The 14,325-nt window shown below is 71.7% G+C and carries 8 protein-coding genes; 6 read left to right on the forward strand and 2 right to left on the reverse strand.

All coding sequences use genetic code 11. The annotated features are described in order from the left end of the window. Nucleotides 1–4: 4 nt before the first annotated feature. From O7614_RS15995 to O7614_RS16005, 3 genes are all read left to right on the forward strand, one after another. Entirely contained in the window at nt 5–1,435 is a 1,431-nt protein-coding gene (locus O7614_RS15995; RefSeq protein ID WP_278142271.1) for a class I SAM-dependent methyltransferase, read from the forward strand. Then, nucleotides 1,428–3,482 carry a sulfatase-like hydrolase/transferase gene (locus O7614_RS16000; protein ID WP_278139258.1) on the forward strand — a complete coding sequence of 685 codons (2,055 nt, stop codon included), beginning with the start codon at nt 1,428–1,430 and terminating at the stop codon, nt 3,480–3,482. Before O7614_RS15995 ends, O7614_RS16000 begins: the two co-directional genes overlap by 8 nt. A gap of 196 nt (nt 3,483–3,678) precedes the next feature. Then, a complete protein-coding gene (locus tag O7614_RS16005; RefSeq protein ID WP_278139259.1) occupies nt 3,679–4,962 on the forward strand; it encodes a citrate synthase in 1,284 nt (427 codons plus the stop codon). A 441-nt stretch (nt 4,963–5,403) separates the two neighbouring features. On the opposite strand, the gene O7614_RS16010 is transcribed toward O7614_RS16005, so the two are convergent. Together O7614_RS16010 and O7614_RS16015 are read right to left on the reverse strand one after the other, a co-directional pair. Further along, nucleotides 5,404–6,048: a maleylpyruvate isomerase N-terminal domain-containing protein gene (locus O7614_RS16010; protein ID WP_278139260.1), complete on the reverse strand. Its 645-nt coding sequence runs from the start codon at nt 6,046–6,048 to the stop codon at nt 5,404–5,406. Nucleotides 6,049–6,389: 341 nt separating this feature from the next. Continuing rightward, nucleotides 6,390–7,853 carry a glycosyltransferase family 4 protein gene (locus tag O7614_RS16015; protein WP_278139261.1) on the reverse strand — a complete coding sequence of 488 codons (1,464 nt, stop codon included), beginning with the start codon at nt 7,851–7,853 and terminating at the stop codon, nt 6,390–6,392. Nucleotides 7,854–8,169: 316 nt separating this feature from the next. Between O7614_RS16015 and glgX the strand changes: the two genes are divergently transcribed. Genes glgX through treZ form a run of 3 tightly spaced genes read left to right on the forward strand, consistent with a single transcriptional unit; the run spans nt 8,170 to nt 14,316 of the window. Further along, on the forward strand, nt 8,170–10,287 hold the full coding sequence (gene glgX, locus O7614_RS16020; RefSeq protein ID WP_278139262.1) for a glycogen debranching protein GlgX: 2,118 nt from the start codon (nt 8,170–8,172) through the stop codon (nt 10,285–10,287). Nucleotide 10,288: 1 nt separating this feature from the next. Next, nucleotides 10,289–12,595, forward strand: coding sequence for a malto-oligosyltrehalose synthase (gene treY / locus O7614_RS16025; RefSeq protein ID WP_278139263.1), 2,307 nt, complete (start codon nt 10,289–10,291; stop codon nt 12,593–12,595). Next, complete coding sequence (gene treZ / locus O7614_RS16030) at nt 12,592–14,316, forward strand: malto-oligosyltrehalose trehalohydrolase (protein WP_278139264.1); 1,725 nt, start codon at nt 12,592–12,594, stop codon at nt 14,314–14,316. Before treY ends, treZ begins: the two co-directional genes overlap by 4 nt. The last annotated feature ends 9 nt before the right edge of the window (nt 14,317–14,325 follow it).

The raw sequence follows: 14,325 nt of genomic DNA on the forward strand, positions 1-14,325 counted from the left end.
GACGATGGCGATCTCACCCACCGGGGTACGGCCCGAGCCGGCCTCCTTCCGCGACCCGGCCAACCGGGTCTTCCACATCGGCGACGAGGTGCTGCGCGGGCTGGACCCGCAAGCCGCCGAGCACTGGCGGGCGCTGGCCGGCAGCACGTTCTTCCCGGCGCTCGTCGCCGCGCGCAAGGTCTGCGCCACCGAGGACGCCCCGCCGACACTGGTGCCCGCCGCGACCGCTGCCCCGTGGACCGCCGTGCTGCGCCACGAACGCATCCCGTTCGTCTCCCACCCGTACGAGTGGTCGTTCAGCATGCTGCGCGACGCCGCGCTGCTGCACCTGGAGATCCTGCGCGCCGCGCTCGGCGAGGGCTTCACCACCAAGGACGGCTCGGCGTACAACCTGCAGTGGCGCGGCGCCGACCCGGTCTTCATCGACATCGGCTCCTTCGAGCCGCTGCGCGACGGCGAACCGTGGGCCGGCTACCGGCAGTTCTGCCAGACCGTGCTCTACCCGCTGATGCTCACCGCCCATCTGGGTGTCGACTTCCAGCCGTGGCTGCGCGCCCGCGTCGACGGCATCGAGGCCGCCGAACTACGACCACTGTTCGTCGGGACCCGCCGACTGCGCCCCGGCGTCCTGACCCACCTGCACCTGCACGGCGCCATGCAGCACCGCAACGCCGCCGCCAGCACCACCGAGGTACGCGACCAACTGCGGGCCGCCGGCTTCTCCCGGGAGTTGCTGCTGGCCACCGTACGCGGCATCGAGAAACTGGTCGGCAAGCTGGACCACCGCCCCGCCGGGAGCCACTGGTCGGACTACCAGGTCACCTGCGGCTACTCGGCCCGCGACCGGGTGGCGAAGGAACAGTTCGTGGTCACCTCGGTGGCCACCGGCGTCCGCCCCCGCCTGGTGCTCGACCTCGGCGCCAACGACGGCCGGTACTCCCGACTGGCGGCGGGGCACGCCGACTACGTGGTCGCCGTCGAGCAGGACCCGGCCGTGGTCGACCAGCTGTACCGCAAGCTGCGCTCGGAGGGGCAGCGCCGGATCCTGCCGCTGGTGCTGGACCTCGCCGACCCGTCACCGGGCGGCGGCTGGCGGGGAGTCGAACGGGCCGGCTTCGCCGAACGCGCGTCCGCCGACGTGGTGCTCGCCCTCGCCGTCGTGCACCACCTGGCGATCGGGCGCAACGTGCCGCTGCCGGAGGTCGTCGACTGGCTGGCCGGGCTGACCGCGCCGGGCGGCACGGTGGTGGTGGAGTTCGTCCACCCGGAGGACCCGATGGCCACCCGGCTGCTGGCCAACAAACCCGCCGGCCTCTTCCCGGACTACCGGCGCGACACCTTCGAAACGCTGCTCGCCACCCGAGGACGGATCACCGAGCGGCTGGAACTGCCGTCGGGCACCCGCACGCTCTACCGGACGGTGATGGGTGGCTGAACCGGCCGCCGCCACCCCGTCGACCCCGGACGACCCGCCACCGCCGGCCGCCGCGGGCTGGGACCGGGGCTGGCGCGGTGAGCTGGGTCGGCTGCTGGAAATGGTCGCGCTGGTCGGGCTGGTGGTCACCCAACCACTGCTGGACGTGCTCGGCCGCAGCCCCGACTTCTTCGTGTTCCACCGCGCCGACCCGGCCGAGATCCTGCTGCTGGTCGCCCTGGTGGCGGTGCTGCCCACGATCGGGGTCGCGCTGCTCGGCACGCTCAGCCGGCTGGCCGGCCGGACCGTGCGCGCCCTCACCCACACCGGGCTCGTCGGGCTGCTGCTCGCCGCCCTCGCCGTGCAGGTCGGTCGGCACGTGACGCCGCTTCGGGGCGTACCGCTGCTGGTGGTGGCCCTTTTGGCCGGGGCCGGGGGCGCTGTCGCACACCGGCGGTGGCGGGCGCCGCGTCGGGTGCTGCGGCTGGCCGCCGCCGGGCCGGTGGCCTTCGTGGCGCTGTTCCTGTTCGCCTCGCCCACCTCCGCGGTGGTGCTGCCGCGCGGCGACGGCGGCGCGACCGGCAGCGCCCAGGGCGCGGGCGTACACCCGCCGGTGGTGATGCTGATCCTCGACGAACTTCCGCTGGTCAGCCTGCTCGGCACCGACGGGAAGATCGACGCGGCGCGGTTCCCGCACTTCGCGGAGCTGGCCGGCGCCTCCACCTGGTACCGCAACGCGACAGGTGTCAGTGGGTGGACGCCCAACGCCCTGCCCGCCATGCTCACCGGCCGCTACCCGGCGAGGCCGCTGGCCCCGCACTACTCGCAGTACCCGGACAACATCTTCACCGCCTTCGGCGGCCTCTACGACATCAAGGCCGAGGAGAGCATCACCCGACTCTGCCCACCCAGCCGGTGCGAGCAGCCGGTGACCCCGGAGCAGGGGCTCGGCGTACTCGTCCGGGAAACCGGCAAGCTCCTCGCCCGGGTCGCCGGGCCCACGGAGAGCACCGTCGCGCCGGAGGACTCCTACCGCGAGCAGACCCGCGCCGAGGCCGGCCTGGACGCCGCCGAGCCGGTGCCCGACGACCCGAAGTTCCGCTGGGACAGCCTGGACGACAACCAGCCGGCCCGGTTCACCAGCTTCCTGGCCGGACTGAAGCCGACCCCCCGGCCCACCCTGCACTTCCTGCACCTGCTGATGCCCCACTCACCGTGGGCGTACCTGCCGTCCGGGGCGCGCTACGACGCCCCCGAGGACCTGCCCAACGACGGCGCCGGCTGGATCGACCTGGCCCGGCAACGCCACCTCGCCCAGCTCGGCTACACCGATCGGCTGATCGGCGAGACCCTGCGGACGCTGCGCGCCAGCGGCCTCTACGACCAGTCGCTCGTCGTGGTCACCGCCGACCACGGCGTCAGCTTCCGCCCCGGCGCCCAGGGCCGGGGCATGGACGCGATCAAGGCCGCCGCCGGCGAGGTCGCCTGGGTGCCGATGTTCGTCAAGGAACCAAGGCAGCAGACCGGGCGGGTGGACGACCGCAACTGGGAACACGTCGACCTGCTGCCGACCGTCGCCGACGAGGCCAACATCCGGCTGCCCTGGCGCGTCGACGGCCGCTCCGCCCGGCAGGCCCCGCGCACCGACGGCGCCAAACACTTCTACGACCGCCCCGGGGAACCGGTCACCTTCCCCGGCGGGGTACCCGCCCCGCCGCCGCTGCCGACACCGCACCCCCTGGTCGGCACCGAGGTACGCGCCGGCCCGGCCGCCGGCAACGCCCGGGTCGCCGACCTGGCCGCGTTCACCGCCACGGACCCGGACACCGGCACCCTCCCGGCGCTCGTCTGGGGCGACGTCCCGGACCAGATCCCGGACGGCACGCTGCTGGCCGTGGCCGTCAACGGTCGGATCGGGGCCGTCGTCCCGGTGGTGCCCGCCGACCCCGGCGGACGCCGGTTCGCCGCGCTGCTCACCGACGACAAACTGTTCCGCGCCGGCACCAACCAGCTCGACGTCCTCCAGGTCACGCCGGACGGTACGCTGCGACGCCTCGCCCTGTCGTGACCTGGTCGTCGGCCCGGCGCGGTCGGCTCCCGGCCGGCTCCCGCCTGGCGGGACGCGGGGTTTCCCGGCGGCCCGGTCGGGAATCGGGTGACGCATGCCTCACCGCAGAACCACGGCGGGCGTTGTCCCCGGAGCCGCAATTACGGTAGAAGCGAAGGCAATTCAACGTAGATCTGCCGGCGAAGCGAGGAACCACATGACGGAAGTCAAGCTCGATCACCCCGGTGGGCAGCTGTCGATGCCGGTACATCCCGCGGTCGAGGGCCCCGCTGGTATCGGGGTGAGCAAGCTGCTGAAGGAAACCGGGATGACCACGTACGACCCCGGTTTCGTCAACACCGCAGCTGCCTCATCCGCGATCACCTACATCGACGGCGACGCGGGGATCCTGCGTTACCGGGGATACCCGATCGAGCAGCTGGCCGAGAAGTCCTCCTTCCTGGAGGTCTCGTACCTGCTCATCTACGGTGAGCTGCCCACCGAGCAGCAGTTGACCGAGTTCACCGAGTGGATCCGGCGGCACTCGCTGCTGCACGAGGAGATGCGTCGCTTCTTCGACGGCTTCCCCCGGGACGCCCACCCGATGGCGGTGCTGTCGTCCGCGGTCAGCGCCCTGTCCACCTTCTACCAGGACAGCCTGGACCCGTTCGACTCCGAGCACGTGGAGATCTCCACGGTCCGGCTGATGGCGAAGGTCCCCACCATCGCGTCGTACGCGTACAAGAAGTCCATCGGGCAGCCGCTGCTCTACCCGGACAACTCCCTGGGGTACGTGGACAACCTGCTGCGGATGACGTTCGGCGTGCCGGCGGAGCCGTACGAGGTCGACCCGGTGATGTCGAAGGTGCTGGACATGCTGTTCGTCCTGCACGCCGACCACGAGCAGAACTGCTCCACGTCGACCGTGCGCCTGGTCGGCTCCAGCAACGCCAACCTGTTCGCCTCGGTCTCCGCCGGCGTGAACGCGCTGTTCGGCCCGCTGCACGGCGGCGCCAACCAGGCGGTGCTGGAGATGCTCCAGCAGATCCACGCCGGCGACGACGACGTCCGGTCCTTCGTCGGCAAGGTCAAGGACAAGGAGGACGGCGTCAAGCTGATGGGCTTCGGCCACCGGGTCTACAAGAACTACGACCCGCGGGCGGCGATCGTCAAGAAGGCCGCGCAGGACGTGCTGGGCCGGATGGCCAAGCCGGACCCGCTGCTGGACATCGCCATGGAGCTGGAGGAGATCGCGCTCGCCGACGACTTCTTCGTCTCCCGTCGGCTCTACCCGAACGTGGACTTCTACACCGGCCTGATCTACAAGGCCATGGGCTTCCCGACCAAGATGTTCACGGTCCTCTTCGCGCTCGGCCGGCTCCCCGGCTGGATCGCCCAGTGGCGCGAGATGATCTCCGACCCGGAGACCAAGATCGGCCGTCCGCGGCAGGTCTACGTCGGCTCCGCCGAGCGGGACTACGTCCCCTTCAACGAGCGCTGACCTCTGCTTTTCGCGTCACCGGCAGGCCGTCGACCCGTACCGGGTCGGCGGCCTGCCGCGTTCCCGCGCTCGCTGGGTGACCACCCCCGCGCCCTGCGTCATCGACGCCGGCTCCGCGCATGATCGACGCTGGCTCTCGCCGGGCGCCCGGGGGGACCGGCACTGGCCCACGCCGGTTGCCGGGCGCGGTCCGGTCGGTGTCTGCCAGCAGATCTTGGACACTTTCCGTTCCGCGCGAACGGAAACTGTCCAAGATCTCGCGGGGGCGCGGGGGCGCGGGGGCGCGGGGGCGCGGGGGCGCGGGGGCGCGATCAACTCGGGGTTCTGGAAGTCGGGGTGTTGGCTGCGCGAGGACGCCGCGCCTTTCCGGAGACCGAGTCGATCACGCGTGGAGGTTGGGGCGGCCCCGGGTAGCGGATGGGTCGGTGACGGAGCGGGCGGTCAGAAGGCGGAGATGTCCCGGGCTCGCTCGCTGCGGCTCAGGGCGCTGATCAGCGCGGACTGACCACGGCGCCGTACGGCCAGCCGGATCAGCAGGTCGCGGACCGGGTCGAAGACGTCCGCTGGGAACTCCGGCGTGGGTACGCCGATGCTCACCGCGAGGTCGTCGGAGTGCACGACGATCTCCAGCTGACGGGTGAGCAGGAAGTCAGCACGCCGCAGCGACCAGCCCTGCCACGGGATCGGTACGACGTCACGGGCGGCACCGCGGGAGAGCAGGTCGCCGACCACGTCCAGGGCGTGGGCGGAACGCGCGTGCAGGTCGGCCGGCCCGCGTGCCGCGTCCGCCTCGTCGGGGCCCTCGGTGACCGACGCCTCGTCCGGGGTGCCCTCGCTGACCCAGGGGGCCTGCTCGTAGTGGTTGTCGGCCGTATCCAAGGTGGGCAGGTCGGTCGGCATCGGCAGTAGCTCCGCCGCACGGACCGCCTGACGGCCCAGGTGGCAGGCCAGGCCACCCACGGACAGGTGCGGCAGCGCGCTCGGTTCTAACCACCGCTCGGTCACCTCGGGGCGTCGGATCAGGTCCAGCGCGATCGAGGCTGCAGTCGGAAAGCTGGCATCCAGGGCGTCGACAGCAGGAGACATCCGCACATCCTGACAGGCCCGCCCGAGCGCCACGACCCGGCCGACGGGCACCGGACCGCGAGGCTCCGCGTGATCGACTCGGCTTTCAGGAAGTCGGGGCATCCCCATCGCCGGGAACCCCCGACTTCAGGACAACCGAGTCGATCAAGCCCGCTGAGCCCCAGCCGCGCGCCGATCGCCCGGCTCGGGCAGCGGGGCGCCCGGGGCCGGGCCGCCGGGCCGCCGGGCCGCCGCGCCGCCGGGCCGCCGCGCCGCCGGGCCGCCGCGCCGCCGGGCCGCCGGGCCGCGCCGCGCCGCCGGGCGGCTGGGTCGGGCGGTATCGAGGCCGGGACGGCGGACAGTCAGCGCAGGCCGGCGGCGGCCAGCAGGTTGCCCTGGGGCAGTGCCGGTAGGGCGCGTCCCCGCGACATCCGCCGCTCGGCGCGCTCGGCGGTGAACGCGGCGTCGTGGTGGATGGCGGCGGCGTAGCTGGCAGCGGTGCGGTGGGCGATCGCGGACCAGCCGTACTGGTCGTGGACCATCCGGCGGGCGCGGCGGGCCATGACGCGGGCCCGGTCCGGGTCGGACAGCAGCGCGTCGACGGCGTCGGTGAGGCTGTCCGGGTCGTGCGGGCGGAAGGTCATCCCGGTGACGCCCGGTTCGACGATCTCGCCGAGCCCGCCGGTGGCGGCGACGGCCAGGGGCGCGCCTGCCGCGGCGCCTTCCAGGGCCACCATGCCGAACGGCTCGTAGATGCTGGGCACGGCGAAGCAGTCGGAAGCGGCCATCAGCGCCGGCAGGTCGGTGCCGCCGAGGAAGCCGGGCATGGTGACCATGCCGCCCAGACCGCGGCGGTGCACCTCGGCCTCCAGTTCGGCGCGGTACGGGCCGTCGCCGGCGATCACGGCCCGCAGCCCGGGGTGCCGCTCGCGCAGCCGGGGCAGCGCGGCGATCAGGTGCTGGACGCCCTTCTCGTAGACGAGCCGGCCGGCGAAGGTGACCAGTGGGCCGTTGCCGGCGAACCGGGCGCGGGCGGCGTCCACCGCGCGCGCGGGCACCCGCCAGCGGTGCGGCTCCACGCCGTTGGCGACCACGTCGACGCGTCCGGCCGGTACGCCGAAGAGCGCGTTCACCTCGTCGCGCATGTACCCGGAGCAGACGATCACCCGGTTGGACTCGCTGCTGAGCCACTGTTCGACGCCGTGGATGGTGCGGTTCATCTCCTCCGGCAGCCAGCCCTGGTGCCGGCCGGCCTCGGTGGCGTGGATGGTGCTGACCAGCGGGATGTCCAGGTGGTCGCGCAACGTCATCGCGGTGTGCGCGACGAGCCAGTCGTGGGCGTGGATGACGTCGTACGAACCGGCCTGGGTGGCGCGCAGGGCGGTGCGGGTGAGGGTGTGGTTGAAGGCCATGGTCCAGGCCAGGAGGCTGCTGGTGGCGAGGGGGAAGGTGACCGGGTCTTCGGGGGCGCGCAGGATGCGTACGCCGTCGGCGTACTCCTCCAGGGGTGCGCCGTCGCTGTGTCGGGTGACGACGGTGACCTCGTGGCCGGCGGCGGCGAGGGCCACCGACAGGGCGTGCACGTGTCGCCCGAGGCCGCCGACGAGCACCGGCGGGTACTCCCAGGACAGCATGAGGATGCGGCGGGTCTGCGGGGGCACCCCGGGGCCGGGCTGCGCCGGCACGGGCGTGCCGGGCTGCGCGGTGGGACCGGGTTGCGCGGGAGGACCGGGCTGGGTCGACGGCTGGGGCCGGGAGGTCACGGTGGGCCGGTGGGCGCGGTCCTTGGTGGCAGCGAGCTGCTCGTCGACCCGCAGGGTCGTCACATCAATCTCCGTCCGTGCATGGTGGTACGCGCCGGCGTCGGTGGCGGCGGAGCGAGAGGTGTAAGGGGTGGCCGAGGGCCTGGCGGGACACGCGCGCACGCTTGCCCCCGAACAAGGAAAGTCCATGACGCCCAAGAACGCATCTCGAAAAGGGCCATCGTGACGGAGGACACCCGAACGTTTAGGTCGCATCAGACAGGTGGTTTCCGGGCATCGCCTGAAAGGATGGATTGGCGCGCCCGGGCAGGGGGCACTACCTGCCTGCGCGCGGGCGGCGTCGGCCGGTGCGCACATCACCATGGGTTGAAGGAGCGACATGCAGGTCTGGCCGGGCGAGCGGTACCCCCTGGGTGCCACCTACGACGGGATGGGCACCAACTTCGCCATCTTCTCCGAGGTGGCCGAGCGGATCGAGCTGTGCCTGTTCGACGAGTGGGACACCGGCGCGGAGCGCCGCGTGGAGCTGCGCGAGGTCGACGCGTACGTGTGGCACGCGTACCTGCCGGGTATCGAGCCGGGCCAGCGCTACGGCTACCGGGTGCACGGCCCGTACGACCCGGCGAACGGGTTGCGCTGCAACCCGCACAAGCTGCTGCTCGACCCGTACGCGAAGGCCATCGACGGTGACGTGACGTGGGACCGCGCGGTCTACGACTACGACATGGACGAGCCGGAGCGGATGAACGAGACCGACTCGGCGCCGTTCATGCCGAAGTCGGTGGTGGTCAACCCGTACTTCGACTGGGGCAACGACAAGCCGCCGCGCACGCCTTACCACCACTCGGTGATCTACGAGGCGCACGTACGCGGGCTGACCATGCGCCACCCGGACATCCCGGAGGAGCTGCGCGGCACGTACGCGGGCATCGCCTCCCCGCCGATGATCGACTATCTGACCCGGCTCGGGGTGACCGCGATCGAGCTGATGCCGGTGCACCAGTTCGTGCACGACCACCGGCTCAACGATCTGGGGTTGCGCAACTACTGGGGTTACAACACCATCGGTTTCTTCGCCCCGCACCACGGCTACTCCGCGTTGGGCCGACTCGGCCAGCAGGTGCAGGAGTTCCGGGGCATGGTCAAGGCGCTGCACGCGGCCGGCATCGAGGTCATCCTCGACGTGGTCTACAACCACACCGCCGAGGGCAACCACCTCGGGCCGACGTTGAGCTTCAAGGGTGTGGACGCCCCGAGCTACTACCGGCTCAGCGAGGAGGACCGGCGCTACTTCGTCGACTACACGGGCACCGGCAACAGCCTCAACGTCCGCAGCCCGCACTCCCTGCAACTGATCATGGATTCGTTGCGCTACTGGGTGACCGAGATGCACGTCGACGGTTTCCGCTTCGACCTGGCGGCCACCCTGGCCCGCGAGTTCTACGAGGTGGACCGGCTGTCCACCTTCTTCGAGGTGGTGCAGCAGGACCCGGTGGTCAGCCAGGTGAAGCTGATCGCCGAGCCGTGGGACGTCGGCCCCGGCGGTTACCAGGTGGGCAACTTCCCGCCGCTGTGGACCGAGTGGAACGGAAAATACCGGGACACCGTGCGGGACTTCTGGCGCGGTGAGCCGGCCACCCTGGCCGAGTTCGCGTCCCGGATCTCCGGTTCGGCCGACCTCTACCAGGACGACGGCCGCCGCCCGTTCCACAGCATCAACTTCGTCACCGTGCACGACGGGTTCACCCTCAACGACCTGGTGTCGTACAACGACAAGCACAACGAGGCCAACGGCGAGGACAACCGGGACGGCGAGAGCCACAACCGGTCCTGGAACTGCGGCGTCGAGGGCGACACCGACGACGAGGCGGTCCTCGCCCTGCGGGCCAAGCAGCGGCGCAACTTCCTGGCCACGCTGATGCTGTCGCAGGGCGTGCCGATGATCGGCCACGGCGACGAGTTGGGTCGCACCCAGCGCGGCAACAACAACGTCTACTGCCAGGACAGCGAGCTGGCCTGGGTCGACTGGGACAACGTCGACGAGCAGCTGTTGGAGTTCGTCCGGACGCTCACCGACTTCCGTAAACGGCACCAGGTGTTCCGCCGCCGCCGCTTCTTCACCGGCCTGCCGGTCGGCGGGCGCGGCACCGACGAGCCGCTGCCCGACCTGGCCTGGCACACCCCGGACGGGCGGGAGATGACCGGCGAGGACTGGGGCAACGACTTCGGCCGCTCGGTGGCGCTGTTCGTCAACGGTGAGGGCATCCGCGAGCGCGGCCAGTACGGCCAGAAACACCACGACGCGTCGTTCCTGCTCTGCTTCAACGCCCACGACGCGCCGTTGGACTTCACCCTGCCGGGCAGCGAGTACGGCCAGAAGTGGGAACGGGTGATCAGCACGGCCGACCCCGAGCCCGACGACGCGACGGTGATCAGCGCGGGCGGCACCATCCGGGTGCCGGACCGCTCCCTGGTGGTGTTGGAGAGGACGATCTGACATGCCGGCCACCCCTCCGAAGGCCACCTACCGAGTGCAGGTCCGTCCCGGCTTCGACCTGGACGCCACCGCGGCGATCGTCGACTACCTGGACGACCTCGGGGTCAGTCACCTCTACACCGCCCCCCTGCTGACCGCCACGCCCGGTTCCCAGCACGGCTACGACGTGGTGGACCACCGGGCGGTCAGCCCGGAGCTGGGCGGGGAGGCCGCCCGGCAGCGACTGCTGCGCGCCCTGCGCGACAGGCAGCTCGGCCTGGTCGTCGACATCGTGCCCAACCACGCCGGGGTCGCCGTCCCGGCCGCCAACCCGGCCTGGTGGGACGTGCTGCGCCGGGGGCGCGACTCGGCGTACGCCGACTGGTTCGACATCGACTGGGACCGGGGCCGGCTGCTGCTGCCGGTGCTGGCCGACGACGAGGCCGCCCTGGACGACCTCAAGCTGGTCGACGGTGAGCTGCGCTACCACGAGCACCGGTTTCCGGTGGCCGACGGCACCGGCGACGGCAGCGCCGCCGAGGTGCACGACCGGCAGCACTACGAGCTGGTGTCCTGGCGGCGCGGTGACGCCGAGCTGACGTACCGCCGGTTCTTCGCCATCGCGGGCCTGGCCGGTCTGCGGGTGGAGGACCCGGCGGTGTTCGCCGCCGTGCACGAGCTGATCCTGCGCTGGGCCGCCGCCGGGGAGGTCGACGGCATCCGCGTCGACCACCCGGACGGGCTGCGCGACCCGGGCGGCTACCTGGCCCGGCTGCGCGAGGCCGCGCCGGACGCCTGGCTGGTGGTGGAGAAGATCCTGGAGTACGGCGAGGAGCTGCCGGACTGGCCGGTGGACGGCACCACCGGCTACGACGCCCTGGCCGCGGTCAACGGACTCTTCGTCGACACCGACGCCGAGGGCGACTTCACCGTGCTGGACACCCAGCTGACCGGGCGGCGCACCTCGTGGGAGGACCTGACCCACGCCACCAAACTGGCCGCCGCCACCCAACTGCTCGCCGCCGAGTTGACCCGGCTGGCCGCCCTCGCCCCCGAGGTGCCGACCGAGCAGGCCCGCGCGGCGCTCGCCGAGCTGGCCGCCGCGTTCGACGTCTACCGGGGCTACCCGCCGCACGGCGCCCGGCACCTCGCCGCCGCCCGCTCCGAGGCCGGCCGCCGCCGCCCCGACCTCGCCGGTGCCCTGGACGCGATCACCCGCCGGCTGCGCGACCCCGACGACGAGCTGGGCAGGCGGTTCCCGCAGCTCACCGGTGCGGTGATGGCCAAGGGCGTGGAGGACACCGCGTTCTACCGGTGGACCAGGTTCGTGGCGCTCAACGAGGTCGGCGACAACCCCGCCCACTTCGGGGTGCCGCCGGCGGAGTTCCACCGCTTCGCCGCCGCCCAGCAGGTCCGCTGGCCGGCCAGCATGACCACCCTCTCCACCCACGACACCAAACGCGGCGAGGACGTGCGGGCCCGCCTCGCCGTGCTCAGCGAACTGCCGGGCCGCTGGGCGGAGCAGGTCAAGACCTGGATGGCGTACGCTCCGCTGCCCGACCCGGCGTTCGCCCACCTGCTCTGGCAGACCGCCGTCGGCGCGTGGCCGATCGAGCGGGAGCGGCTGCACGCGTACGTCGAGAAGGCCGCCCGGGAGGCCGGGGCCTCGACCAGTTGGGCGGACCCGGACCCGGCCTTCGAGCAGGCGGTGCACGACGTGGTCGACCGCATGTACGACGACCCGAGCCTGCACGACGAGCTGACCGAACTCGCCGCCGCGATCGCACCGGCCGGCTGGTGCAACTCCCTCGGGCAGAAGCTGATCCAGCTCACCATGCCCGGGGTGCCGGACACCTACCAGGGCACCGAGCTGTGGGACAACTCCCTGGTCGACCCGGACAATCGCCGCCCGGTCGACTTCGACGTACGCCGAGAGATGCTGGCACGCCTCGACGCCGGCTGGCGTCCCCCGGTCGACACCGACGGAGCGGCGAAGCTGCTCGTCGTGTCGCGGACGCTGCGCCTGCGGCGGACGCACCCGGAGCTGTTCACCACCTACCGGCCGGTGCCCGCGCACGGGCCGGTCGGCCGGCACGCGGTGGCGTTCGACCGGGGCGGCGCGATCACCGTGGCGACCCGGCTGCCGCTGGGCCTGGCCCGCGCCGGCGGGTGGTGCGACACAGCCCTGTCACTTCCCGTTCACGAGATGAAGGACCTGTTCACCGGCCGGGTCTACAGTGGCGGAGAGACGCCGTTGGACGACCTTCTGGCCGACTATCCCGTGGCTCTGCTGGCTCCTCTCACCGCTGCCGAGGAGGCCGTTTCATGACCGAATTCTCCGTCTGGGCACCGGACGCCACCCGCGTGCGACTGCGCCTGACGGGCGACACCGACCACGAGATGCGTGCCACCGCCGACGGCTGGTGGCAGGTCGACGTCCCCGACGCCGGCCCCGACTACTCCTTTCTGCTGAACGACGACGAAACCCCCCTGCCCGACCCCCGTTCCCCGTGGCAGCCTGCGGGTGTGCACGGGCCTAGCCGCCGCTACGACCACCTTGCGTTCCAGTGGAGTGATTCCTCGTGGACGGGCCGGCAACTGCCCGGCAGCATCCTCTACGAGCTGCACATCGGCACCTTCACCCCGGAAGGCACCTTCGACGCGGCCATCGACCGCCTCGACCACCTGGTGAACCTCGGTGTCGACCTGATCGAGCTGCTCCCGGTGAACGCCTTCAACGGCGAACACAACTGGGGGTACGACGGCGTCTGCTGGTACGCCCCACACGAGCCCTACGGCGGCCCCGACGGCCTGAAACGGTTCGTCGACGCCGCCCATGCGCGCGGTCTGGGGGTGATCCTCGACGTCGTCTACAACCATTTCGGGCCCTCCGGGGCCTACGCGCCACGGTTCGGGCCCTATCTCGCCGAGCAGAGCAACAGTTGGGGTCGCTCGATCAACCTGGACGGCCCGCACTCCGACGAGGTACGCCGCTACATCATCGACAGCGTGCTCATGTGGCTGCGCGACTACCACGTCGACGGGCTCCGCCTGGACGCAGTGCACGCCCTGCCGGACACCCGGGCGGTTCCTCTGCTCGAAGAGCTGGCCATCGAGGTCGAGTCGCTGTCGACGCACCTGGGGCGGCCGTTGTCCCTGATCGCCGAGTCTGACCTCAACGATCCACGGCTGATCACGCCCCGGGAGGCGGGTGGGTTCGGGCTGCACGCCCAGTGGAACGACGACGCCCACCACGCGCTGCACACGCTGCTGACGGGGGAGCGGCAGGGGTACTACGGCGACTTCGGCTCGCTGGAGACGCTGTCGGATGTGTTGACCGGTGGGTTCTTCCACGCGGGGACCTGGTCTAGCTTCCGTAACCGGCACCACGGGCGACCTGTTGATCCTCGGGTGCCGGGGCACCGGTTCGTTGCTTACCTCCAGAACCACGACCAGATCGGGAACCGGGCTACCGGCGATCGGATTTCCGCCTCGCTGTCGTCGTCGCTGCTGCGGGTCGGCGCTGTGCTGCTGATGACCGCGCCCTTCACTCCGATGCTGTTCATGGGGGAGGAGTGGGCTGCTTCAACGCCGTGGCAGTTCTTCACGTCGCATCCGGAGCCGGAGTTGGCTTCTGCGGTACGGACCGGGCGGCGGCGGGAGTTCGCCGCGCACGGGTGGCCGGAAGGGGACGTGCCCGACCCGCAGGACCCGGAGACGTTCGTGCGGTCCCGGTTGGACTGGGCCGAGCTGGACAAGCCCGAGCATGCGTCGATGCTGTCGTTCTACCAGCGGTTGATCGCGTTGCGGCGGTCCAGGCCGGACCTGTCAGATCCTCGGTTGAACGCGGTTTCGGTGCAGCACGGGGACCAGTTCTTGGTGATGCGGCGGGGGGACACGCTTGTGGTGGCGAACTTGGCTGGGCGGGGGCAGGGGGTGTCGTTGCCCGGGGTGGCTCGGCGGGTGCTGCTGGCTACGGGGGAGGGGGTCACCGTTATGCGGGATCGGATCGAGCTGCCTGCGGAGACTGCGGCGATCGTGGCGCTTTGAGGATACCCC

Source organism: Micromonospora sp. WMMD961 (assembly GCF_029626145.1).
Lineage (GTDB): Bacteria > Actinomycetota > Actinomycetes > Mycobacteriales > Micromonosporaceae > Micromonospora.